This is a genomic window from Solibacillus sp. FSL R5-0691 (assembly GCF_037974225.1).
GTDB lineage: Bacteria > Bacillota > Bacilli > Bacillales_A > Planococcaceae > Solibacillus.
In genome coordinates, this window is sequence record NZ_CP150231.1 from 2,983,521 (window position 1) to 3,007,117 (window position 23,597).

A 23,597-nucleotide genomic window follows, 5' to 3' on the forward strand; every position below is an offset into this window, starting at 1 on the left:
CTCCTTTCAAATGATACAATAAATATAAATTTATTTCGTATTACATAATTTAGTGTTTTTCCCATTAAAAACAATGTAAGAAGGTGTTCTACATGAATATTTCCATTAATGAAGCTCTTTTTTCAGTAAATGAACAATTAAAAATTGGCCTTATCCATTATAGCAAAATTATCGTTGAAGAATCTCCTCAAATGATTAAAGGACGCACACAACTTTATCAGGAAAATCTGTATTTGGAACTACAGGAAACACCTGTGACAGAACGACCTGGCATTAAAGAGTGGCGCCAGCTTTGGAAGGCTTTCGGCGGTGATCCGAACCGGTACCGTCACTCAGCGGAAAGTTTGATGCGACGTATCGCTAAGCAGCAGTATTTAGCTCCGTTCCATTCTGCTGTTGATTTAAACAATTTCTTCTCGCTGCAATTCGAGATTCCTGTTGGCATATATGATTTAGATGCTATTGAAGGCGGCGTGGAAATCGAAGTAGGCAATGAGACGACTGGCTATGATGGGATCAATGGACGCTTTAATTCACTAGAAAATATCATCCATTCAAAAGATGCGCATGGCCCATTCGGCAGCCCCTTTGTTGATTCAAAAAGAACGGCCGTAACAGAGGCTACGACAAATGCCCTGCAAATCTTTTATTTGCGCCCTTCCTTAAGTGAAGAAGAAGCAACTAAACTATTGAGCAGTGCAGGAAACATGTTTACACAAGTTAGCGGTGGCGAATATGAAGTATATATTCTATCGAAGGAAAATTCAAAAGTTCATTTTTAAGGAGTGGAATGATTTGAGTATTAACTTAGCTGAGGCAGTAAAACTAAAAAGTATCATTACGAAGAGAATTCAGGAACGCACAATGCAAGTACATTCATTAACACATGTTATCATTGAAAAAGGTGAACAGCCAAAAACACCTGATTATTCTTTAGAGATGCTTGAAGCAGAGCTAAAAGAGCTACGTTATGATTCTCGTAAGCTTGATGCTCTAATCTACCGAGCTAACATCGACAATACGGTTGTCTTTAAAGATGAGGAAATGCCTATTGTCGAAGCAATTGAACTGGCGAGCCAATTACGAGCAGAAGCCCAATTTTGCAAAAACCTTGGCTCAGAAGAAAAAGAAGCTTTTTACCATAATTCCGGTGATGCCATGCTTTACCGCGTAGCATTGTACGAGCCAATGACATATCGAAACCGTGCAAATGAGCTGGAAAAGGAAGCACATCGCCTTTCCAATTTAATCAATGCGAAAAACTATCAAGTTGAAATTGAATTTGATGACAGCAATTATTTCTAAACCTGGGGCGGTGAGACTCCAAACTAGGTAATAACGAGTGATTATGCTTCGGCATTTCCAACAACTGGTGAAACCAATAACTCTTTACCGTTTACAATGTTACCTTTCACTCATAACCAACCATAGTAAAAGCTAACACAAACTATAGAGTATTTTTGCTCGCTCGTTATTAAAAGACACCTGCTCACATTTGTGAAAAGGTGTCTTTGCTTTTATATTTAATATTTACTCTACACCCGGTAAAATTCTTAATGTCTTTTCGTCTGCATCCAAAATTACGTCCACACCTAATGGAATCGCGATATTAGGTGCACAGTGGCCAATTTTAAACCCTGCTAACACAGGTTTGTTAAACGGCTTCAAATACCCTTCAATTACCTTCAACACATCCTCATAGCTGTATGTATCATCCGGCATATTAAAATCCGCTATAACAAAGCCTGCTGCAAGCTCCAGCTTTCTTGATAGGCGCAACTGGTTCATCATTAAATCAATTTGCTCAATTGTTTCCCCTATGTCTTCAAGAAGTAAAATTTTATCACGTACGTCAATTTCAAATTTCGTACCTAGCGTACTGACAATACGGTTTAAATTTCCGCCTGTCAACTCGCCGCGTACCACTCCCGGTATAACTGTTGTAAGAGGAGAAATGCTTTCCGTATACTGAATTTCAATCGGTTGGAACAGCTGCTGATACATCTTTTTAGAAAGAGTGTCCAGCTCCCCTTTTGGACTGGACATCATCGGGCCATGGAACGTCACTAAATTTGCAAACTCGTTTACTTGAGTGTGTAGAGCCGTCACATCGGAAAAGCCCCAAATAATTTTCGGATTGTCCTCGATTAATGGATAGCTTATTTTATCGATAATTCTAGAAACCCCATAGCCGCCCGTCACTAAAAAGACGGCCTTCACTTCAGGATCGACAATCATCTGGTGGAAATCTTTAATTCGCTCCTCATCAGTACCTGCCAAATAGCCTTCATAATCCTGTACCGTATTACCAAGCTTATATTTTAAACCGAGCTCATCTAATAACGCTAATTTATCACCTAATGATTCTGTCTTAAGCGGACTGCTTAAATTTACTAATCCTACAGTATCGCCTTGCTGTAATCTTGCTGGTCGTATTTTCATGTTAATGACCTCCTTTTACTTCTGTCGCTATTGTATCATAGCGTTTTATGTAAAGCGCATTGCAAATTCCATGTGGTTGTCCCTATAATAGATAAAATCATTTTTCCAATATAAGGAGATGTACAAGTATGAAATTTCCACCACAGCTACTGCTCATTTTAGCTACTTTATTATGGGGTGGTAACTTTGTAATTGGACGGGCTGTTTCCGGGGATATTCCCCCGATAACTCTTGCCTTTTTACGATGGATTGTCGCCTTTCTCGTATTTTTCCCTATCGCTTACCAACGAACGAAAAAAGAATGGCCTGCCCTGAGACAGCATTGGGGTGCTGTCATTATTTTAGCACTTACAGGAGTTGCTGCATTCAATACGCTCGTATACATCGGATTGCATTATACAACGTCCATCAATGCATCATTAATGAATTCATCGACACCGATCATTATATACATACTGAGCTTTATCTTTTTAAAAGAGCGTTTAACAAAATTTCAGATGTTCGGCACGATGCTATCTTTAGTCGGCGTGCTCTTTATTATATCTGGAGGTTCGTTACAAAGCCTCTTTTCATTTTCATTCAACAAAGGGGACTTAATCGTATTAATTGCCGTAGTGTGCTGGAGTATCTATTCATTACTCATTAAAAAGTACGCTGGCAAATTGCCTGGCTACTCTACTTTTTTAGTAACAATCGCAATCGGAGCCATTATGTTACTCCCATTCGCAGCATATGAACTACTGACAACATCACAGACAATCGTATGGAACACTTCGACAATCGGGGCAATTATTTATGTAGGCATCATTGCTTCAATTGTTGCCTTTTTAAGCTGGAATACCGGCGTTGTCTCATTAGGTGCAAACAAAGCAAGTATCTACCTGAACTTCATTCCCCTCTTTGCAACAATCTTTGCTGTATTGTTTTTAAATGAGCAACTCCTACTTGCTCAAGTAATTGGTGGAATCGCTGTTATTGCAGGAGTCGTTATATCAGCGATGAAATAATAAAAAGGAGTGCACATTGTATGCACTCCTTTAGTTTATTTTACATCTGTATAAATAACAGTAACATCCGGATGGTTGTGAAGAGCGCTTGCAGGGAAATCTTCTGTAACTATCCCACTGCGCAAACGATCAAAGGCCTCTTGTTTTGAAGCACCAGCAATTAATAATACAATCTTTTTAGAACTTAAAATGGTTTTAATTCCCATAGTAATGGCATGGGTCGGCACATCCTCAATTGAATCAAAATAAACTTTATTTGCTTCACGTGTAGACTGCGCAAGTTCTATAATATGTGTACCTACATCGAAAGGAGTTCCCGGTTCATTAAAACCAATATGTCCATTCCCACCGATTCCTAAAAGCTGAATATCAATATTTCCTGCTGCCTTAATCATCGCTTCATATTCAGCTGCAGCCTTTTCTAAATTCGATTGAATGCCAGCCGGTAAATTGATATTATCACGTTTCATATCGACATGATTAAACAGATGATGATCCATATAATAATGGTAGCTCGATTCATTTGCCGGATCAATTCCGACATACTCATCCAGGTTAAAGGACTTGGCCTGTGCAAAAGATACCTCACCTGCTTTGTATGCTGCAACCAGTTCTTTATAAAAGCCTTCCGGAGTCCCCCCTGTAGCTAAACCAAGTACTGTTTCACTATTTTTTTTCAATTGATCTATAAAAATTGTTGCGGCAATTTTACTCATCTCATCATAGTTTGCTGCTTCAATCCACTTAAAGTTTGTTACTACATTCATTTTTTATTTCCCTACTTCCTCACTGAAATACATATTTGTTATTGTATAAATAATATTTACGGCTTTTTGTTTTCCTAGCATTATAATGTTCATTCTATAGCAAATATTTTTAAGAAGCTAGAAAAAAACGTCTTATTTCCTATTAAAAAGAGCATGTAATGACGCAAAATATATATAGTTTTTCTACCTTTCCAATATTAAATGGAGTAAGCAAATAAACTTATGGAATAACTTTATTTCTGTATAAATACTTAAAAAATATCTTTTACAGTATTACTTTTTATAAGATAACTACACAGTTGTATTGAAATAATTGCTTGCTGTAGGAAATACTTTTAAGAGAATTAAAAACTTGCTAGTATACAAAGCAAATACAACAAAAAACTCTTCAAAGCATTTATGTTAGGCTTTGAAGAGTTTCATCTGTTGTATTGAACTGATACCGAGTGTGGGACTTGAACCCACACGCCTCGCGGCAACGGATTTTGAGTCCGTCGTGTCTGCCATTCCACCAACTCGGCAAATTAAGGTAAAAAAAAATCGGAATTCCGATTCAATGAAATATGGAGGCGGCAACCGGATTTGAACCGGTGATAAAGGTGTTGCAGACCTGTGCCTTACCACTTGGCTATGCCGCCATATTTGGAGCGGAAGACGAGGTTCGAACTCGCGACCCCCACCTTGGCAAGGTGGTGTTCTACCACTGAACTACTTCCGCAAATTAAAAAATGGCTGGGGTACCTGGATTCGAACCAGGGCATGACGGAATCAAAATCCGTTGCCTTACCGCTTGGCTATACCCCAATATTCAAATTATTATATAAAATGGGGCGACTGATGGGAATCGAACCCACGAATGCCTGAACCACAATCAGGTGCGTTAACCACTTCGCCACAACCGCCACTATAATATAATTTTAATACTTAAACCTAAATAAAAGATGGGGCGACTGATGGGAATCGAACCCACGAATGCCTGAACCACAATCAGGTGCGTTAACCACTTCGCCACAACCGCCACTATATTATTTTAAGTATTTTTGAGAATTTATTTGGCAGGGGCAGTAGGAATCGAACCCACACTGACGGTTTTGGAGACCGTAGTTCTACCTTTAAACTATGCCCCTATCAAAAGGATGGTGGAGGGGGACGGATTCGAACCGCCGAACCCTAAGGAGCGGATTTACAGTCCGCCGCGTTTAGCCACTTCGCTACCCCTCCAGGTAATGGTGCCGGCGAAAGGAGTCGAACCCTCGACCTACTGATTACAAGTCAGTTGCTCTACCAACTGAGCTACACCGGCAAAAAATATGGTGGGTTTGGACGGAATCGAACCGCCGACACTTAGAGCTTCAATCTAATGCTCTACCAACTGAGCTACAAACCCACAATTTAATTTTATAAAATGGCGGTCCCGACCGGGATCGAACCGGCGATCTCCTGCGTGACAGGCAGGCATGTTAACCGCTACACCACGGGACCATTTGGTTGCGGGGGCAGGACTTGAACCTGCGACCTTCGGGTTATGAGCCCGACGAGCTACCACTGCTCCACCCCGCGATAATATTATTTGTTTAATGGTGGAGGATGACGGGCTCGAACCGCCGACCCCCTGCTTGTAAGGCAGGTGCTCTCCCAGCTGAGCTAATCCTCCAACGCTGGATACTTTCTTATGTATCTTTTTGGTGACCCGTACGGGATTCGAACCCGTGTTACCGCCGTGAAAGGGCGGTGTCTTAACCACTTGACCAACGGGCCTCGTTATAAATAAGCCTGGCGGAGAGTAAGGGATTTGAACCCTTGATGCAGGGTTACCCGCATACACGATTTCCAATCGTGCTCCTTCGGCCACTCGGACAACTCTCCAAGATTTGATGGCTCCGAAGGCAGGACTCGAACCTGCGACCTGCCGGTTAACAGCCGGATGCTCTACCAACTGAGCTACTTCGGAATAATTCTATAACAGCCTAGCGACGTCCTACTCTCACAGGGGGAAGCCCCCAACTACCATCGGCGCTAAAGAGCTTAACTTCCGTGTTCGGTATGGGAACGGGTGTGACCTCTTTGCCATCATCACTAGACTATTTAGAAAGACATTAATTATTATACCATACTTTTCAATTTTGTCAAGTATTTTTATAATAATTTTTCATTCTTTCAAAACTGGATAAACGTTTCATTGAGTTGTGCAATAAAATGTGGTTAAGTCCTCGACCGATTAGTATTCGTCAGCTGCATGCGTCACCGCACTTCCACCTCGAACCTATCTACCTGATCGTCTTTCAGGGGTCTTACTTACTTGCGTAATGGGAAATCTCATCTTGAGGGGGGCTTCATGCTTAGATGCTTTCAGCACTTATCCCGTCCATACATAGCTACCCAGCGATGCCTTTGGCAAGACAACTGGTACACCAGCGGTATGTCCATCCCGGTCCTCTCGTACTAAGGACAGCTCCTCTCAAATTTCCTACGCCCACGACGGATAGGGACCGAACTGTCTCACGACGTTCTGAACCCAGCTCGCGTACCGCTTTAATGGGCGAACAGCCCAACCCTTGGGACCGACTACAGCCCCAGGATGCGATGAGCCGACATCGAGGTGCCAAACCTCCCCGTCGATGTGGACTCTTGGGGGAGATAAGCCTGTTATCCCCGGGGTAGCTTTTATCCGTTGAGCGATGGCCCTTCCATGCGGAACCACCGGATCACTAAGCCCGTCTTTCGACCCTGCTCGACTTGTAGGTCTCGCAGTCAAGCTCCCTTATGCCTTTACACTCTACGAATGATTTCCAACCATTCTGAGGGAACCTTTGGGCGCCTCCGTTACTCTTTAGGAGGCGACCGCCCCAGTCAAACTGTCCGCCTGACACTGTCTCCTACCCCGCTAAGGGGCATGGGTTAGAAGTTCAATACAACCAGGGTAGTATCCCACCGACGCCTCCTTCGAAGCTGGCGCTCCGAGATCTCTGGCTCCTACCTATCCTGTACAAGTTGTACCAAAATTCAATATCAGGCTACAGTAAAGCTCCACGGGGTCTTTCCGTCCTGTCGCGGGTAACCTGCATCTTCACAGGTACTATAATTTCACCGAGTCTCTCGTTGAGACAGTGCCCAGATCGTTACGCCTTTCGTGCGGGTCGGAACTTACCCGACAAGGAATTTCGCTACCTTAGGACCGTTATAGTTACGGCCGCCGTTTACTGGGGCTTCAATTCACAGCTTCGCTTGCGCTAACCGCTCCTCTTAACCTTCCAGCACCGGGCAGGCGTCAGCCCCTATACGTCACCTTACGGTTTTGCAGAGACCTGTGTTTTTGCTAAACAGTCGCCTGGGCCTATTCACTGCGGCTTCTCTAGGCTATGCACCCAAAGAAGCACCCCTTCTCCCGAAGTTACGGGGTCATTTTGCCGAGTTCCTTAACGAGAGTTCTCTCGCACACCTTAGGATTCTCTCCTCGACTACCTGTGTCGGTTTGCGGTACGGGCACCTCTCACCTCGATAGAGGCTTTTCTTGGCAGTGTGAAATCAGGAACTTCGCTCATACGAGCTCGTCATCACAGCTCAACGTTAAAGTATGCGGATTTGCCTACATACACGCCTTACTGCTTGAACACGCGCAACCAACGGCGTGCTTACCCTATCCTACTGCGTCCCCCCATTTCTCAAACGGTGAGGAGGTGGTACAGGAATATCAACCTGTTGTCCATCGCCTACGCCTATCGGCCTCGGCTTAGGTCCCGACTAACCCTGAGCGGACGAGCCTTCCTCAGGAAACCTTAGTCATACGGTGCATGGGATTCTCACCCATGTTTCGCTACTCATACCGGCATTCTCACTTCTAACCGCTCCACCAGTCCTTCCGGTCTGACTTCAACGCTGTTAGAACGCTCTCCTACCACGCATACTCAAAGTATGCATCCACAGCTTCGGTGAATCGTTTAGCCCCGATACATTTTCGGCGCAGCGTCACTCGACCAGTGAGCTATTACGCACTCTTTAAATGATGGCTGCTTCTAAGCCAACATCCTGGTTGTCTAAGCAACGCCACATCCTTTTCCACTTAACGATTACTTGGGGACCTTAGCTGGTGGTCTGGGCTGTTTCCCTCTTGACTACGGATCTTATCACTCGCAGTCTGACTCCCGTGTATAAATATCCGGCATTCGGAGTTTGTCTGAATTCGGTAAAGCGAGATGCCCCCCTAGTCCAAACAGTGCTCTACCTCCGGTATTCTCAATCACGAGGCTAGCCCTAAAGCTATTTCGGAGAGAACCAGCTATCTCCAGGTTCGATTGGAATTTCTCCGCTACCCACACCTCATCCCCGCACTTTTCAACGTGCGTGGGTTCGGGCCTCCAGTGAGTGTTACCTCACCTTCACCCTGGACATGGGTAGATCACCTGGTTTCGGGTCTACGACCACGTACTAATTCGCCCTATTCAGACTCGCTTTCGCTGCGGCTCCGTCTTCTCAACTTAACCTCGCACGTAATCGTAACTCGCCGGTTCATTCTACAAAAGGCACGCTATCACCCATTAACGGGCTCTAACTACTTGTAGGCACACGGTTTCAGGATCTATTTCACTCCCCTTCCGGGGTGCTTTTCACCTTTCCCTCACGGTACTGGTTCACTATCGGTCACTAGGTAGTATTTAGCCTTGGGAGATGGTCCTCCCGGATTCCGACGGAATTTCACGTGTTCCGCCGTACTCAGGATCCACTCTGGAGGGAATGAACTTTTGACTACAGGGCTTTTACCTCGTTTCGCGGACCTTTCCAAGTCGCTTCGTCTAGTTCATTCTTTTGTAACTCCGTATAGAGTGTCCTACAACCCCAAAGAGCAAGCTCTTTGGTTTGGGCTCTTCCCGTTTCGCTCGCCGCTACTCAGGGAATCGAATTTTCTTTCTGTTCCTGCAGGTACTTAGATGTTTCAGTTCTCTGCGTCTGTCTTCGACACGCTATGAATTCACGTGAAGATACTATCCGATTAAAGATAGTGGGTTCCCCCATTCGGAAATCCCCGGATCAAAGCTTACTTACAGCTCCCCGAGGCATATCGGTGTTAGTGCCGTCCTTCATCGACTCCTAGTGCCAAGGCATCCACCGTGCGCCCTTATTAACTTAACCAAAAGTTAACACTTAGATCAATTTCGCCTTGGCGTAATTGCGTTCAGATTTTTTTGAGTTTACTCAAAAAGTTTCCTTTAAAAAATCTGTAACATCTGCCAGAGGCCTAACTTCATAAAATGAAGTTTAGATCCAAGATTTAAGTTTACACGTCAATTGCTTGACTTGTTTAAAAATCTATAAAATAGAAATTTGATTTATTGCTTTCAATGTCGTTTTATCCAGTTTTCAAAGAACGAGTGTTTTGAAGTATTCCATTCAATTAAGAATGAACCTTCAAAACTGAACAGCAACCGTTAATGTTTCATTCCCCAAGGGAATGATTCCGAAAAATCCTTAGAAAGGAGGTGATCCAGCCGCACCTTCCGATACGGCTACCTTGTTACGACTTCACCCCAATCATCTATCCCACCTTCGGCGGCTGGCTCCAAAAGGTTACCTCACCGACTTCGGGTGTTACAAACTCTCGTGGTGTGACGGGCGGTGTGTACAAGGCCCGGGAACGTATTCACCGCGGCATGCTGATCCGCGATTACTAGCGATTCCGGCTTCATGTAGGCGAGTTGCAGCCTACAATCCGAACTGAGAACGGTTTTATCGGATTAGCTCCCCCTCGCGGGTTGGCAACCGTTTGTACCGTCCATTGTAGCACGTGTGTAGCCCAGGTCATAAGGGGCATGATGATTTGACGTCATCCCCACCTTCCTCCGGTTTATCACCGGCAGTCTCCTTAGAGTGCCCAACTGAATGATGGCAACTAAGAATAAGGGTTGCGCTCGTTGCGGGACTTAACCCAACATCTCACGACACGAGCTGACGACAACCATGCACCACCTGTCACCGTTGCCCCCGAAGGGGAAACTATGTCTCCATAGTGGTCACCGGGATGTCAAGACCTGGTAAGGTTCTTCGCGTTGCTTCGAATTAAACCACATGCTCCACCGCTTGTGCGGGCCCCCGTCAATTCCTTTGAGTTTCAGTCTTGCGACCGTACTCCCCAGGCGGAGTGCTTAATGCGTTAGCTGCAGCACTGAGGGGCGGAAACCCCCCAACACTTAGCACTCATCGTTTACGGCGTGGACTACCAGGGTATCTAATCCTGTTTGCTCCCCACGCTTTCGCGCCTCAGTGTCAGTTACAGACCAGACAGTCGCCTTCGCCACTGGTGTTCCTCCAAATCTCTACGCATTTCACCGCTACACTTGGAATTCCACTATCCTCTTCTGCACTCAAGTTCCCCAGTTTCCAATGACCCTCCCCGGTTGAGCCGGGGGCTTTCACATCAGACTTAAGGAACCACCTGCGCGCGCTTTACGCCCAATAATTCCGGACAACGCTTGCCACCTACGTATTACCGCGGCTGCTGGCACGTAGTTAGCCGTGGCTTTCTAACAAGGTACCGTCAAGGTAGCGCCAGTTACTACGCTACTTGTTCTTCCCTTGCAACAGAGTTTTACGAACCGAAATCCTTCTTCACTCACGCGGCGTTGCTCCATCAGACTTTCGTCCATTGTGGAAGATTCCCTACTGCTGCCTCCCGTAGGAGTCTGGGCCGTGTCTCAGTCCCAGTGTGGCCGATCACCCTCTCAGGTCGGCTACGCATCGTTGCCTTGGTGAGCCGTTACCTCACCAACTAGCTAATGCGCCGCGGGTCCATCTTATAGTGACAGCGAGATGCCGTCTTTCAACTTCAAAACATGTGTTAAAAAGTATTATTCGGTATTAGCCCCGGTTTCCCGGAGTTATCCCAATCTATAAGGTAGGTTACCCACGTGTTACTCACCCGTCCGCCGCTAAAATTTTAAAGGTGCAAGCACCAATAAAATTTCCGCTCGACTTGCATGTATTAGGCACGCCGCCAGCGTTCGTCCTGAGCCAGGATCAAACTCTCCATAAAAGTAGTTTGAAAGCTCATTTGCTTTGCTAGCGATCCAACTTCGTTAGAAGTTGTAATCTATTGTTCGCTTCATTATAAGAAGCTTGTTTCATTAACGTTGCTTGTTCAGTTTTCAAGGTTCATTGTGTTTCGTTTGTCGTTTTAGCGACTTCTCTAATTTAACATCTCTGTTTCTTTTTGTCAACAACTTTTTTGAAAAAGTTTTTTTGAAGAAAATCGAGTGTGTAATTTAGTTGTTTTCAAGTACGTCTTAGCGACATTTAATATATTACAATACTTTCAATGTTTTCGTCAATACTTTTTTTAAAATAATTTCAGAGCGTTTTTAAACGCTCTGATTAATATACTATAACCCATACTCGGATTCAATATAATGTCTGTCTACATAATAGTTTCTGTGGAAGATCGCTTCGTTTTTAGCGATAACCGCTTCCACTAAAATTAACTCTTTTTCAATTAAGTATTCAACAAACACTTCCAGGTCAACAGAGTAATAACTCAACTCAGGATGATCATGCAATTGCTGAATTGTCCACGAAGGTTGTGCAAGCATTGTTTCTAAAATATGCTGTGCCCCATCTGTCGTTCTGGAATTGATTAAAAACTCGCCTGCTAAAAATAATAACTCCAGACGCTTTTCAAGACTTTCATTGCTCATAATCAATTCTTCATATAATTTATATATTGCAGGATCATTGCGTTTCACCTGGGCCCACACTGTTACTTCCGGGTAATGCCCGCTATCGATAATCGATAGTCTCCCTAAATGATGCAATGAAGCAACCACATGATTGTACGCATCTAAATAATGACCATCCTCAAATAATTCTTTTCCTTCTTTATAACGGCGGATTAACTTGGCAAACTGTATACCTGTTTTTAATTTTCGACCGAAGAATGGGAACTCTTGCAATTCAGAACGCAGTTTATATAGAAACTCATTGCGGTCAAACATAACCTTCCCGTGGAAAAGCCAATCAACTAACCGCCTGTGCGAGCCAATGAAAATCCATTTACGCAACCGTTCCTCCGTTAAAATATGCATCACCATTTTCGCTTCACCATATGAATAGTGTTTCGAATAAATAGGCTTATCACTTTCTTTTACAATAATTAAAAGAACCGAATCAAATGTATCGGTCATATTCTCGGCACCTTCACGCTTGTTTATCAATATTACTCCAAGCGTTTCCGGCTGACTTGCACGTTCCTGATATATCGGTCTTAAAATATGTTCCATTGTTATCCCCCTATAAAGTTTACCTTCTATATAATGTCCTTGTAGATGCTATAAGATAAATTAACTAATATTACGACGATAAACTTTAACCATGCTGAAAGTCCATCATTTCTTAAAAATAAATAATAGAAATGCCATTATTTTTTCTTTCGCCATTCAGTTACAAAAACCCTTCATTTAAACATTTTTAAATAGTATTAAGAGTTGTTAACGAGCCGCCTAATTCTTTCCTGTCTACTAATTTATATCCAATTCATGTTATAGTATATTTTAGATTAGGAGGCAATTGAAATGAAAAAATATAATAGTAAAATTAATAAGATCCGCTCTTTTGCATTATCCCTTATTTTCATCGGCTTCGTTATTATGTATGGTGCAATCTTCTTCAAAAATAATCAGATACTTGTATTAATCTTCATGACAATTGGACTTCTTTGTATTATCGGCAGTACTGCTGTATACGCCTGGGTAGGATTATTGTCTACAAAAGCTGTTCAAGTCGTTTGTCCGGAATGCGGGAAATGGACAAAGGTGTTAGGTCGTGTGGATATTTGCATGTACTGCAATGAACCGTTAACTTTAGATCCTACATTAGAAGGAAAAGAATTCAATCAAGAATACAATAAAAATTAAATGTTCAACAAAGCTGGAGTAAAGGTAACAAACTTTTACTCCAGTTTTTTGTATAAAAAAAACCCAGCAACAACCGTTACTAGGTTAGATTATTATTGAACTTTTGTTGCACCGACTGCTAAACAGTCAGGACATGTACCATAGACTTCTAAACGGTGTGAATTAACTTGAAAACCCGTTACTTGCGAAGCAAACTGCTCCACTTCATTTAAACCGGGATAGTGGAAGTCTACAATTTTACCGCAGCCATCACAAATCATGTGATAATGATCGCCCGTTACAAAATCGAAGCGACTTGCTGCATCTCCATAAGTAAGCTCTTTTACTAAGCCCACCTCACGAAAGACACGTAAGTTATTATAAACCGTTGCTACACTCATATTAGGAAACTTATCGCAAAGCGCCTTGTATATATCATCAGCTGTTGGGTGAATCATACTTTGAATTAAATATTCCAAAATCGCATGACGCTGAGGAGTAATTCGTACACCAGTAGTCTTTAACGTGTCCAGCGCATCCTTTAAATGCAATTCAGACATCGTCATGCACCCCTTTTCATACATATTATTAATTTGTAATCGTTATAATTAGTGTAGCGAATTTGTCCATGCGTTGTCAACAATTGCTTATGTCGGTTGAAACAAAAGTATAGGATAAAAAAGCTAAATGAAAATGTAAACGGTTAAATGCCTATTCTTCCATATAGCATTCTCAATTAGTATCCTCTTAAAATATTCATTTTATTTTCTAAATCACGTTCCCCGTTCAGCCATTTTTCCAGACTAGGTTTGAAAATATCCAAACTGCGCTCTAAATAACGCGAAGAATGGCTTGAAAAATGTGGTGAAAGTGTAACATTGTTCAAATCCCATAGCGGGCTGTCTGCCGGTAATGGCTCAATTTCATAGACATCCAAAACTGCATGTTCAATTAGTTTGTCCTGTAAAACGCCAACAAGAGTATCTGTTTCCACTAAGTCCCCGCGCCCGAAATTCATAAAGATGGCTGAACTCTTCATCAGTTCAAAATGCTCTCGAGTCAGCATATGCTTCGTTTCCTTAGTAGATGGCAGCATTGAAAGAATAATATCCGCTTTCGGTAACTGCTCTTTTAAATCATCGAGCTTATATGTCTCATTCATATAAGGAGCCTCGTTGCCTGAGCGGTTGCAGCCAATTGTATGAACATCAAAAGCCTGCAGAATCCGTCCTACTTCGCTGCCGATCGCACCCGGGCCGATGATTAGCGCTGTACTTCCGTTCAACTCTGTCGGACGCGCCTTTTTATTCCATTCTTTCTTCTGTTGCTGTTCATAAATAAACGGCAATACTCGTTTTAATGCTAAAATATGCGCTATAATTGATTCAGTCATCGGCTTCTTATGTATCCCGCGCACATTCGAAACGAGTATATTACGTTTCGCGATCGCTTCTGCCGGCATCTTTTCAATTCCTGCAGATGCAACGAAAATCCATTGCAGTTTGTCTGCATGCTGTAAATGCTCTTCCTTTAAATCTTCCCCATACGTTACTAAAACATTTGTTTGAGCCAGTTTCTCCACATCCAGTTTCTTATCAAATAAAAAATCTACTTGAGGAAACTGTGCCAAAAGCGGCTGCTTTAAATCGCCGCGTAGTTCAAATGTAAAATAAATCGTTACCATCATAATTCCCCTTTGTGCACCTATTAATTTGTGCGATTTTTTAAATAGTTTAACACATCTTCAATATGATTTTTCACCCGGACTTTACGCCACTCTTTTTCAACGATCCCCTTTTCATTGATCAAGAACGTCGAACGTTCAATTCCCATATACTCTTTTCCGAAATTTTTCTTTAATGTCCAGACACCATATTTCTCAGCAACTTCATGATTTTCATCGACTAATAATGAAAAAGGCAATCCGTGCTTTTCAATAAACTTTGTATGTTTCGCTGCATCATCCAGACTCACACCTAAAATTACAGCATTCAAATCTGAGAAATCCTCATATTTATCACGGAAGTCGCAAGCCTGTGTTGTACAGCCAGGCGTTAAATCTTTCGGGTAGAAATAGAGAATAACGTTTTTGCCCTTATATTCTTCGAGCGTAACCGTTTCCCCCTCTTCATTTTGCAATGCAAATCCCGGTGCTTGTAAATTTTCTAATGTCATGTCCATTCCTCCAAAATTTTCTTCTATGATACAAAACAATGCCCGATGCTTCAATTTCTTTGGCGTTCCCTTTCATTACATACTACAATAGATATGAAATCATTTCATGTAACCTATTTTGGAGGAATAAATTATGAATCATACTAAATCTGAACAGCTTCATGCAGAAGCACTCGAACATATCGTCGGCGGGGTAAACAGTCCATCCCGTTCTTATAAAGCAGTAGGCGGCGGAGCACCTGTTGTCATGGTCCGCGGTAAAGGAGCATACTTTTGGGATGTGGACGGTAATCGTTACATCGATTATTTAGCAGCCTACGGACCGATCGTTACAGGTCATGGCCATCCGCATATTGCAAAAGCCATCGCCCATGCTGCAGAAACAGGCGTATTATTCGGTACACCGACAGAGCATGAAATTAAATTCGCTAAAATGCTGAAAGAAGCCATTCCTACATTGGATAAAGTACGTTTTAACAACTCCGGTACAGAAGCTGTGATGACATGTGTACGTGTTGCACGTGCATTTACAGGGCGTACGAAAATTATTAAATTCGCCGGCTGCTACCACGGTCACTTCGACCAAGTACTTGTTGCAGCGGGATCAGGTCCAGCAACATTAGGTTCACCTGACTCTGCCGGTGTTCCTCATGCAGTCGCAACAGAGGTCATTACCGTACCTTTCAACAATAAAGAAGAGTTTACATTGGCAATGGAAAAATGGGGCAATGATGTTGCCGGGATTTTAATAGAGCCAATCGTCGGGAACTTCGGGATTGTAGAACCGGATAAAGGATTTTTGGAACATGTACATGCACTCGCAAAAGAACATGGTGCATTAACAATCCATGATGAAGTTATTACCGCTTTCCGTTTCCACTACGGTGCAGCACATACTATGCTCGGCTTAACTCCGGACTTAGTCGCAATGGGGAAAGTAATCGGCGGCGGTCTGCCAATCGGTGCATACGGTGGTCGTAAAGAAGTTATGGAAACAGTTGCTCCTCTTGGCCCTGCATATCAGGCTGGTACAATGGCCGGAAACCCTGCAAGTATGCAAGCAGGTATTGCATGTCTTGAAGTATTGCAGCAACCGGGGATCTATGAAGAAATGGACCGCTTAGGTGCTCTTCTTGAAGAAGGCATTTTAGCTGCTGCCAAAAAACATAATGTAACGATTACATTAAACCGTTTAAAAGGCGCATTTGCTATCTACTTTACTGATGTAAAAGTGGAAAACTATGAGCAAGCGGAAAATACGGACGGTGAAAAGTTCGGTCGCTTCTTTAAATTGATGTTATCCCAAGGCATCAACTTAGCCCCTTCAAAATATGAAGCATGGTTCTTAACGACAGAACATACAGAAGCAGACGTGGAAGAAACGTTAAAAGCAGTAGATTACGCATTTTCTCAACTATAATAACAACTGCCGCTATACATTTTATAGCGGCTTCTCTTCATTCAATCTATCAGAAAGGAGGAAAAAATATGAAACTAGGTGCCCGCGTTTTAAAAACGGGTGTTGCAATTGTGTTCGCTTTATTTTTAGCTCAAATGCTGAATGTACCGTCACCTGTGTTTGCTGCAATTGCTGCTGTATTCGCAATCCAGCCTTCCATTTACCGCTCTTATCTTACAATTTTAGAACAAATACAGGGTAATATAATCGGCGCTACTGTTGCAGTCCTATTCGGTCTTATCTTTGGACATCATATCGTGTCTGTCGGTATTGCCGCTATTATCGTACTTGGTCTTATGATGAAGCTAAAGCTCGAAAAATCAGTCTCCCTTGCCCTTGTGACGATGATCGCCATTATGGAAGTACCGGGCGATGATTTTCTAATGTTTGGGTTAATCCGATTTAGCACTGTAATGCTAGGTGTGTTCGCTGCTTTCGTTGTAAACTTATTGTTTTTACCGCCTAAATACGAAATAAAGCTATTTAAAAAAATCAACTCTGTTCAGGATGATATTATTCGCTGGACACGTTTGGCCGTTCGCCAAGCGAGTGAACATACATCTACAAAAATGGCCGTTAATAAATTGCAGTCACGACTAAACGAAATTGATACAATGTACGGTTTTTTCAAAGAAGAACGCAGCTATTTCAGGAACCGTAAGTACGTAAAAGCCCGCAAGCTTGTTATTTACCGTCAAATGTTATTAACTTCGAAGAAAAGCTACGAGTTGCTCGTTCGTTTACACAAACATGAAAACGAGCTCGGGAAGTTGCCGATAAAGTTTCAAGTCATTATCCAGGAACGCTTAGACTTCTTGCTAACCTACCACGAACAGCTGTTATTGAAGTACACCGGAAAGCTTAGGCCTGAACATTCTAAATGGACACGTCACGATGAATATTTGCAAGGCAGTGAGCTAATGGAGCAGTTTATCAAGCAGATTGCCCTTGCCCAGGAAGAAGCAGAAGAAGATGAACAGTTTTCAAGCTACCATCTGCTTTATATTTTATCGCGGATATTAGATTACGAGGAAAACCTGGAGCATCTTGATACATTGATCGTTTCCTATCGCAGCTTCCACAGTGAGGAAAAAAACCTCGACCTGGAATCAGAGTTTTACTAAATAAAAAGAAGGTGTGCATTAACCGCACACCTTCTTTTTAACTTTTCATCTTCGGATCAAGTGCATCCCGCAATCCGTCACCCATAAGGTTAAAGCCGATTACTGTCAGCATAATCGCAAGTCCCGGGAAAATCATCGCCCATGGTGCGTTCAGTAAAAACATCCGCGCATCCGCAAGCATTTTCCCCCACTCCGGCTGTGGCGCTTCTGCACCAAGCCCCAAAAATCCGAGTGCTGCCGCTTCGATAATCGCTGTCGCAATCGCCAGTGTCCCCTGTACAATTACGGGAGTCATCGAGTTCGGCAAAATATGCTTCCATAAGATCCGGGAGTTTTTCATACCGATTGCTCTTGCGGCATGTATATACTCTTCTTCTTTTATACTCAGCACGCGCGACCGTATTAGTCGGCCGAAGTTCGGTATATTAATAACCGCAATCGCGATTAAAGCATTTTGCAATGATGGACCTAAAATCGATACAATTGCGATCGCCAGTAAAATACTTGGGAACGCAAGCATAATATCAAACAGTCGCGATATGATCGTATCAACCCATCGACCATAGTAACCTGCAATAATCCCTAAAAAGCTGCCTGCAACTGCGGAAATCAGCACGGCCGATAAACCGACCGTCAACGAGATACGTGCTCCATGTAAAATTCGCGAAAAGATATCCCGACCGAGATCATCTGTTCCAAACCAGAAATCAGCAGATGGAGGCTGCAGACGCATACTTAAATTTTGTTCGTTTATACCTTGTGGTGCAAACATAGGACCGAATACCGCCAGAAGCACAAAGAATAAAACGATTGCACTGCCGAACAGCGCAGACTTGCTTTTCTTGAAATTCGTCCATGCTTCTTGCCATGGTCCCTTCACTCGTTCTTCTTCAATCCGCTGAACCTGATTTTGTATAACTTCAGCCATGCTATGCGCCTCCTCTCTAGTTGTATTTAATGCGCGAATCAATCACTGTATATAAAAGGTCAACAATCAGGTTAATCATTACGAATAAAAAGGCAACGATTAAAATACCCGACTGGATGACAGGATAATCACGGAATCCTATCGCTTCATATATATAGCGTCCAATTCCCGGCCAACTGAAAATTGTTTCTGTTAAGATTGCCCCGCCTAAAAGCATACCTGTTTGCAAGCCGACTACCGTCAAAACAGGAATCAACGCATTTTTGAGTGCATGCTTATAAACAACAACAAACATTTTTTGACCTTTTGCCCGTGCTGTACGAACAAAATCCGAACGCATTACTTCCAACATCGAGGCTCTTGTCATCCGAGCAATGATCGCCGTCGGAATCGTTGCAAGTGCAATGCCAGGTAATAATAAGTGCTTTAACACAACAATGAATTGATCAAACCGGCCTTGCATTAATGTATCAATTAAGTAAAAGTGCGTGATAGCCGTTACCGGATCCCGAACTTCTTCCCTTCCTGATGTAGGCAACCAGCCCAGCTGAATACCGAATGCCCATTGCTCCATTAAACCTAACCAGAAAATCGGCATCGAAACACCGATTAAAGCAATGACCATCGCTACGTAATCAAACCATGAATTTTGAAACCACGCCGAAACAATCCCTGCATTTACCCCGACGATAACGGCAACAATCATCGCGAAAAATGCCAGTTCAAATGTAGCTGCTAAATACGGCCACATTTCAGAAGAAATCGGCTGTCTTGTTCTTAATGACTCTCCCAAATCTCCTGTTACAATTCCTTTTAAGTAATCGAAATATTGAACATACCACGGATTATCTAGGCCAAGTTTCAGGCGAAGTGCCGCAATTGCATCTGCAGTAGCTTGCTGTCCTAAAATGACTTGTGCTGGATCACCGGGAATGGCACGAATAATCAGAAACACTAAAAAGGTCATCCCAAGTAATACAGGTATTAAATGCAGTAGACGTTTGCCAATGTAGTGAAGCATGCTCTTCACCCCTTTTTTGAATGTATGTTTCTACTAGTTGAAAAAAAGGAGAGGAATATTCCTCCCCTTTCACTGAACTTTCTATTACTCCATTGAAACGTTATCTAATTTATCAGAACCTGTTGGGTGTGGCAGGAACCCTTTCACACCTGCTTTTGCAGCAAGTAATGGTGTAGAGTGTGCAAGTGGAACCCATGGTGCATCTTCATGAATGATTTCCTGTGCTTTTTTGTATAACTCATTACGCACATTTTCATCTGTTTCAGACTGCGCCTGAATTAATAAACCATGTACTTCTTCATTAGTATAGTACGCATAGTTGTTTGAAAGGATATTGTCTTTGTCTAATAATGTGTAGATGAAGTTGTCTGCATCCCCATTATCACCAGTCCAGCCAAGCATGAATGCATCTGCTTCACCGTTTTTCGCTTTCTCTAAATATGTTGCCCATTCAAAAGTTACGATTTTCGATGGAATTCCAACATCTTCTAAGTTCTTTTGAATAACTTCCGCCACTTTCGCTCCGTCCGGCATATATGGACGAGGTACCGGCATTGCCCATAATTCAATTTCTTTTCCGTCATAGCCAGCTTCAGCTAATAAAGATTTCGCTTTTTCAGGATCATACGGATATGGAGAAATTGCATCGTTGTAACCGCTGATTGATGGTGGCATCGGGTTTGCTGCCACTTCTGCACGTCCTTCGAAGAACGCATCAACAATCGCCTGTTTATCGATTGCATAATTCACTGCTTGACGTACAAGTTTGTTATCAAACGGTGCACGAGTATTCGTTAAACCTAAATAGCCAATGTTCATTGATGGACGTTCGATCAGTTGTAACGTAGAATCGCCTTCAACTGTTTTACCGTCTGAAGGGTTAATACCATCAGCTAAATCGATATTGCCTGCCATTAATTCATTTAAACGAGCAGAGTTATCCGGAATTGAACGGAAGATAACTTTATCTAATTTCGGTAAACCTTCTTGCCAGTAGTCTTCAAACTTCTCAATCGTGATTGAGTCATTACGTTTCCATTCAGTAAATTTAAATGGACCTGTACCTACCGGGTTATCGCCGAATTTATCGCCTGCTGCTTCAAATGCAGTCGGTGAACCGATTCCGAATGGGCTCATCGCCAAGTTTTTAAGGAATGGTGCCTGCGGACGAGAAAGTGTGAACACAACTGTGTAATCTCCTTCAGCCGTTACATCTTTAATAATATCTTCGCCCTCTGCTTTAAACATAGAGTTGAAGTAGTAGAAATCTTCCTCTTTTCCACCTTTCCAGCGATTTACATTTTTAATAACAGCTTCTGCATTGAAGTCTGTACCATCATGGAATTTCACACCTTCTTGAAGCTGGAATGTGTAAGTTAAACCGTCTTCACTTACTTCCCATTCTTTTGCTAGTCCAGGGTTGATTGTTGTATCTTGCTCCCCGAAGTTCAGTAATGTTTCAAATAGATTTTGTGTTACTTTGAATGATTCGCCATCTGTTACGATACCTGGATCAAGTGAAACAGAATCTGCTCCACGGCCAAATACTAATACTTGAGGTGTTGAAGAACTTGAATTGTCTGTTGTATTGCTGTCTGTATCTGTACTTGAATCGTTGCTTGTTTCTGATGATGACGTTTCTGCATCGTCAGCACCACAAGCAGCTAAAAATAATGACATTATTAATAGCATCATAAGACTTACTAAATACAATTTACCTTTCCTCAATAAAAAAACCCCCTAGACTTTTTTAATCTATTATCATTGTGGCGTTTCATATAAATGACACGCAACAGAATGACCTGGTTTAACTTGCTGGAGCATCGGAATGACTTGTTTGCACTTTTCCATCGCAAAAGGACAGCGCGTATGGAATGTGCATCCTGTCGGAGGATTTGACGGGCTCGGGATATCCCCTTTCAGCAATAGCTGTTCCCGCTCAAACTGCGGATCCGGAATTGGTACAGCCGATAATAGCGCTTGTGTATAAGGATGTAATGGCTCGTGATAGAGCGATTCACTTTCCGCAATTTCAACAAGCCTACCTAAGTACATCACGCCTACCCGGTCACTAATATGTCGCACAACCCCTAAATCATGGGCAATAAATATATATGTCAGTTTCAAATCTTCCTGCAATCGCTGCATTAAATTTAAAACTTGTGCTTGAATCGATACGTCCAGTGCAGAAACTGGTTCATCTGCAATAATCAGTTTCGGATTAGTCATTAAAGCTCTGGCGATTCCGATTCGCTGCCTTTGTCCGCCACTAAACTGGTGAGGATAGCGCTTCGCATGATACGAGCTTAAACCGACGATTTCCAAATACTCATGGACTTTCTTTTTTCGTTCCTTCGCATTCCCGATTCCGTGTACAATTAACGGTTCCTCTAAAATTTTTTCAACCGTATGTCTTGGATTTAATGAGGCGTATGGATCCTGAAACACCATTTGAATCTCACGGCGGACTTTTCGCATTTGTTCACCGTTTAATTTTGTGAGCTCTACGCCATCAAATATCACCTGGCCGTCTGTCGGTTCATGCAAACGCATAATCGCACGGCCTGTAGTAGATTTTCCGCAACCGGATTCTCCGACAATGCCTAATGTTTCCCCTTCATAAAGCTCAAATGATACGTCATCAACAGCCTTCACATCACCAGCATGGCGTGCGAACATCCCATGCCGAATCGGAAAATACTTTTTCAGATTGTCAACTTTCAGCAGCACTTTCGACATGTGTCACTCCCCCTTCTTCCATATCCAATAAGAAGCATCTTGCCTTATGTGTACCTGATGATTCATAGAGCGGAGGATTATTTGTCATACAACGATCGAATGCATATTCACAACGTGCTGCAAAACGGCATCCTTCCAGAATCGAGCCCGGTTTTGGAACATTCCCGGGAATCGAATAAAGGGTATCCTTTTTGTAGCGCATATCCGGTACTGACTGGATCAGCCCTTTTGTATAAGGATGCTGCGGATTTCTAAATATTTCATTGACCGGAGCTTCTTCCACAATTTGCCCCGCATACATGACAATGACGCGCTCACAAGTTTCCGCAACAACTCCCAAATCATGTGTAATGAGTAAAACAGCGGTGTTCAGCCGTTCATTCAAATCCCGCATTAACTTTAAAATTTGGGCTTGTATTGTTACATCGAGGGCTGTTGTCGGCTCATCGGCAATAAGCACTTTCGGATTACAAACAAGAGCCATCGCAATCATGACACGTTGCCTCATCCCTCCTGACAGTTGATGCGGATAGTCTTTAAGCAATTGCTCCGCGCGCGGCAAACCGACCAGCTTCATGATTTCAACTGCCCGGGCACTCGCTTCTTTTTTTGACCATTTCGGATGATGGATTCGGATTGCTTCGATCAATTGATTGCCGATTGTAAACAATGGATTCAGCGAAGTCATCGGTTCCTGGAAAATCATTGCGATTTCATTGCCTCGGATTTTGCGCATTTGCTTATCGGTAAACTTTGAAATATCTTGCCCTTTCAATAAAATTTCTCCATTTGTAATTTTTCCGGGAGGACTCGGTACAAGCCCCATAATAGAGAGGGAAGTAACACTTTTACCACAACCGGACTCCCCTACGATGGCGAGAATTTCCCCTTCATGAATTGAAAAGCTTATTCGATCGACAGCTGCAACCTTTCCACTGTCTGAAAAAAATGTCGTTTCTAACTCTCTCACTTCAAGCACAGCTTTTCGACTCATTTAACCACCCCAATTTTCTGAAGATTAAAAAGTATTTGAAAATATGATATTATAACATCTACTAA

At 42.7% G+C, this 23,597-nt stretch carries 17 protein-coding genes, 16 tRNA genes and 3 rRNA genes; 6 read left to right on the forward strand and 30 right to left on the reverse strand.

From position 1 onward, the window contains the following. Nucleotides 1-92 precede the first annotated feature (92 nt). Together MKY51_RS15030 and MKY51_RS15035 are read left to right on the forward strand one after the other, a co-directional pair. Nucleotides 93-782, forward strand: a complete 690-nt coding sequence (locus MKY51_RS15030; protein WP_339173556.1) for a phenylalanine--tRNA ligase beta subunit-related protein — start codon at nucleotides 93-95, stop codon at nucleotides 780-782. 13 nt (nucleotides 783-795) lie between these two features. Next, the gene (locus tag MKY51_RS15035; RefSeq protein WP_339173558.1) at nucleotides 796-1,305 is read left to right on the forward strand and encodes a hypothetical protein; all 510 of its coding nucleotides are present in this window, start codon (nucleotides 796-798) and stop codon (nucleotides 1,303-1,305) included. A 225-nt stretch (nucleotides 1,306-1,530) separates the two neighbouring features. Here MKY51_RS15035 and MKY51_RS15040 read toward each other — a convergent pair whose 3' ends face one another. After that, the gene (locus MKY51_RS15040; protein WP_339173560.1) at nucleotides 1,531-2,442 is read right to left on the reverse strand and encodes an LD-carboxypeptidase; all 912 of its coding nucleotides are present in this window, start codon (nucleotides 2,440-2,442) and stop codon (nucleotides 1,531-1,533) included. Nucleotides 2,443-2,570: 128 nt separating this feature from the next. Between MKY51_RS15040 and MKY51_RS15045 the strand changes: the two genes are divergently transcribed. After that, on the forward strand, nucleotides 2,571-3,449 hold the full coding sequence (locus MKY51_RS15045; RefSeq protein ID WP_339173563.1) for a DMT family transporter: 879 nt from the start codon (nucleotides 2,571-2,573) through the stop codon (nucleotides 3,447-3,449). Between the two features lie 35 nt (nucleotides 3,450-3,484). Here the strand turns inward: MKY51_RS15045 and nagB are convergent, their stop codons facing one another. The 21 genes from nagB to MKY51_RS15150 all read right to left on the reverse strand — a co-directional run bounded on the left by nagB (nucleotide 3,485) and on the right by MKY51_RS15150 (nucleotide 12,480). Continuing rightward, nucleotides 3,485-4,216: a glucosamine-6-phosphate deaminase gene (gene nagB, locus MKY51_RS15050; RefSeq protein ID WP_339173566.1), complete on the reverse strand. Its 732-nt coding sequence runs from the start codon at nucleotides 4,214-4,216 to the stop codon at nucleotides 3,485-3,487. A 440-nt stretch (nucleotides 4,217-4,656) separates the two neighbouring features. Beyond that, a tRNA-Leu gene (locus tag MKY51_RS15055) sits at nucleotides 4,657-4,737 on the reverse strand. Nucleotides 4,738-4,780: 43 nt separating this feature from the next. Then, nucleotides 4,781-4,854 (reverse strand) — tRNA-Cys (locus tag MKY51_RS15060). 5 nt (nucleotides 4,855-4,859) lie between these two features. After that, nucleotides 4,860-4,934, reverse strand: a tRNA-Gly gene (locus MKY51_RS15065). Between the two features lie 11 nt (nucleotides 4,935-4,945). Beyond that, nucleotides 4,946-5,020: transfer RNA gene (locus MKY51_RS15070), tRNA-Gln, on the reverse strand. Nucleotides 5,021-5,042: 22 nt separating this feature from the next. Further along, nucleotides 5,043-5,118 (reverse strand) — tRNA-His (locus tag MKY51_RS15075). Nucleotides 5,119-5,158: 40 nt separating this feature from the next. Further along, nucleotides 5,159-5,234: transfer RNA gene (locus tag MKY51_RS15080), tRNA-His, on the reverse strand. Between the two features lie 35 nt (nucleotides 5,235-5,269). Continuing rightward, nucleotides 5,270-5,343 (reverse strand) — tRNA-Trp (locus MKY51_RS15085). Nucleotides 5,344-5,353: 10 nt separating this feature from the next. Beyond that, nucleotides 5,354-5,437: transfer RNA gene (locus MKY51_RS15090), tRNA-Tyr, on the reverse strand. A gap of 6 nt (nucleotides 5,438-5,443) precedes the next feature. Next, a tRNA-Thr gene (locus MKY51_RS15095) sits at nucleotides 5,444-5,519 on the reverse strand. An 8-nt stretch (nucleotides 5,520-5,527) separates the two neighbouring features. Then, nucleotides 5,528-5,603, reverse strand: a tRNA-Phe gene (locus MKY51_RS15100). A 19-nt stretch (nucleotides 5,604-5,622) separates the two neighbouring features. Then, nucleotides 5,623-5,698: transfer RNA gene (locus MKY51_RS15105), tRNA-Asp, on the reverse strand. A gap of 3 nt (nucleotides 5,699-5,701) precedes the next feature. Continuing rightward, nucleotides 5,702-5,776: transfer RNA gene (locus MKY51_RS15110), tRNA-Met, on the reverse strand. Nucleotides 5,777-5,794: 18 nt separating this feature from the next. After that, nucleotides 5,795-5,870: transfer RNA gene (locus MKY51_RS15115), tRNA-Val, on the reverse strand. A 29-nt stretch (nucleotides 5,871-5,899) separates the two neighbouring features. Beyond that, nucleotides 5,900-5,974, reverse strand: a tRNA-Glu gene (locus tag MKY51_RS15120). Nucleotides 5,975-5,990: 16 nt separating this feature from the next. After that, nucleotides 5,991-6,082, reverse strand: a tRNA-Ser gene (locus MKY51_RS15125). Nucleotides 6,083-6,091: 9 nt separating this feature from the next. Next, nucleotides 6,092-6,167, reverse strand: a tRNA-Asn gene (locus MKY51_RS15130). A gap of 14 nt (nucleotides 6,168-6,181) precedes the next feature. After that, a 5S ribosomal RNA gene (gene rrf / locus MKY51_RS15135) occupies nucleotides 6,182-6,297 on the reverse strand. A 117-nt stretch (nucleotides 6,298-6,414) separates the two neighbouring features. After that, nucleotides 6,415-9,343: ribosomal RNA gene (locus tag MKY51_RS15140) — 23S ribosomal RNA — on the reverse strand. Nucleotides 9,344-9,683: 340 nt separating this feature from the next. Further along, a 16S ribosomal RNA gene (locus MKY51_RS15145) occupies nucleotides 9,684-11,240 on the reverse strand. Together the 16S, 23S and 5S rRNA genes with 16 tRNA genes alongside form the textbook arrangement of a ribosomal RNA operon. 346 nt (nucleotides 11,241-11,586) lie before the next feature. Beyond that, nucleotides 11,587-12,480, reverse strand: a complete 894-nt coding sequence (locus MKY51_RS15150) for a nucleotidyltransferase-like protein (protein WP_339173568.1) — start codon at nucleotides 12,478-12,480, stop codon at nucleotides 11,587-11,589. 291 nt (nucleotides 12,481-12,771) lie between these two features. Here MKY51_RS15150 and MKY51_RS15155 point away from each other — a divergent pair, with 291 nt between their 5' ends. After that, a complete protein-coding gene (locus MKY51_RS15155) occupies nucleotides 12,772-13,113 on the forward strand; it encodes a YgzB family protein (RefSeq protein ID WP_339173570.1) in 342 nt (113 codons plus the stop codon). A 92-nt stretch (nucleotides 13,114-13,205) separates the two neighbouring features. Here the strand turns inward: MKY51_RS15155 and perR are convergent, their stop codons facing one another. The 3 genes from perR to bcp form a co-directional block, all read right to left on the reverse strand. After that, the gene (gene perR / locus MKY51_RS15160; RefSeq protein ID WP_339173572.1) at nucleotides 13,206-13,652 is read right to left on the reverse strand and encodes a peroxide-responsive transcriptional repressor PerR; all 447 of its coding nucleotides are present in this window, start codon (nucleotides 13,650-13,652) and stop codon (nucleotides 13,206-13,208) included. Between the two features lie 176 nt (nucleotides 13,653-13,828). Beyond that, complete coding sequence (locus MKY51_RS15165) at nucleotides 13,829-14,776, reverse strand: D-2-hydroxyacid dehydrogenase (protein ID WP_339173574.1); 948 nt, start codon at nucleotides 14,774-14,776, stop codon at nucleotides 13,829-13,831. A 23-nt stretch (nucleotides 14,777-14,799) separates the two neighbouring features. Next, nucleotides 14,800-15,267: a thioredoxin-dependent thiol peroxidase gene (bcp, locus tag MKY51_RS15170; protein WP_339173575.1), complete on the reverse strand. Its 468-nt coding sequence runs from the start codon at nucleotides 15,265-15,267 to the stop codon at nucleotides 14,800-14,802. 133 nt (nucleotides 15,268-15,400) lie between these two features. On the opposite strand from bcp, the gene MKY51_RS15175 reads away from it, so the two are divergent. After that, nucleotides 15,401-16,687: a glutamate-1-semialdehyde 2,1-aminomutase gene (locus MKY51_RS15175; RefSeq protein WP_339173577.1), complete on the forward strand. Its 1,287-nt coding sequence runs from the start codon at nucleotides 15,401-15,403 to the stop codon at nucleotides 16,685-16,687. A 68-nt stretch (nucleotides 16,688-16,755) separates the two neighbouring features. Then, entirely contained in the window at nucleotides 16,756-17,850 is a 1,095-nt protein-coding gene (locus tag MKY51_RS15180) for an aromatic acid exporter family protein (RefSeq protein WP_339173579.1), read from the forward strand. 37 nt (nucleotides 17,851-17,887) lie between these two features. On the opposite strand, the gene MKY51_RS15185 is transcribed toward MKY51_RS15180, so the two are convergent. From MKY51_RS15185 to MKY51_RS15205, 5 genes are all read right to left on the reverse strand, one after another. Then, a complete protein-coding gene (locus MKY51_RS15185) occupies nucleotides 17,888-18,778 on the reverse strand; it encodes an ABC transporter permease (RefSeq protein WP_339173580.1) in 891 nt (296 codons plus the stop codon). Nucleotides 18,779-18,794: 16 nt separating this feature from the next. Further along, the gene (locus MKY51_RS15190; RefSeq protein WP_339173582.1) at nucleotides 18,795-19,799 is read right to left on the reverse strand and encodes an ABC transporter permease; all 1,005 of its coding nucleotides are present in this window, start codon (nucleotides 19,797-19,799) and stop codon (nucleotides 18,795-18,797) included. Between the two features lie 84 nt (nucleotides 19,800-19,883). Continuing rightward, on the reverse strand, nucleotides 19,884-21,527 hold the full coding sequence (locus MKY51_RS15195; protein ID WP_339173583.1) for an ABC transporter substrate-binding protein: 1,644 nt from the start codon (nucleotides 21,525-21,527) through the stop codon (nucleotides 19,884-19,886). 33 nt (nucleotides 21,528-21,560) lie between these two features. After that, nucleotides 21,561-22,538: a dipeptide ABC transporter ATP-binding protein gene (locus tag MKY51_RS15200; protein ID WP_339173585.1), complete on the reverse strand. Its 978-nt coding sequence runs from the start codon at nucleotides 22,536-22,538 to the stop codon at nucleotides 21,561-21,563. After that, nucleotides 22,513-23,532, reverse strand: coding sequence for an ABC transporter ATP-binding protein (locus tag MKY51_RS15205; RefSeq protein ID WP_339173588.1), 1,020 nt, complete (start codon nucleotides 23,530-23,532; stop codon nucleotides 22,513-22,515). The genes MKY51_RS15200 and MKY51_RS15205 overlap by 26 nt, the downstream gene beginning before the upstream one ends. Nucleotides 23,533-23,597 lie beyond the last annotated feature (65 nt).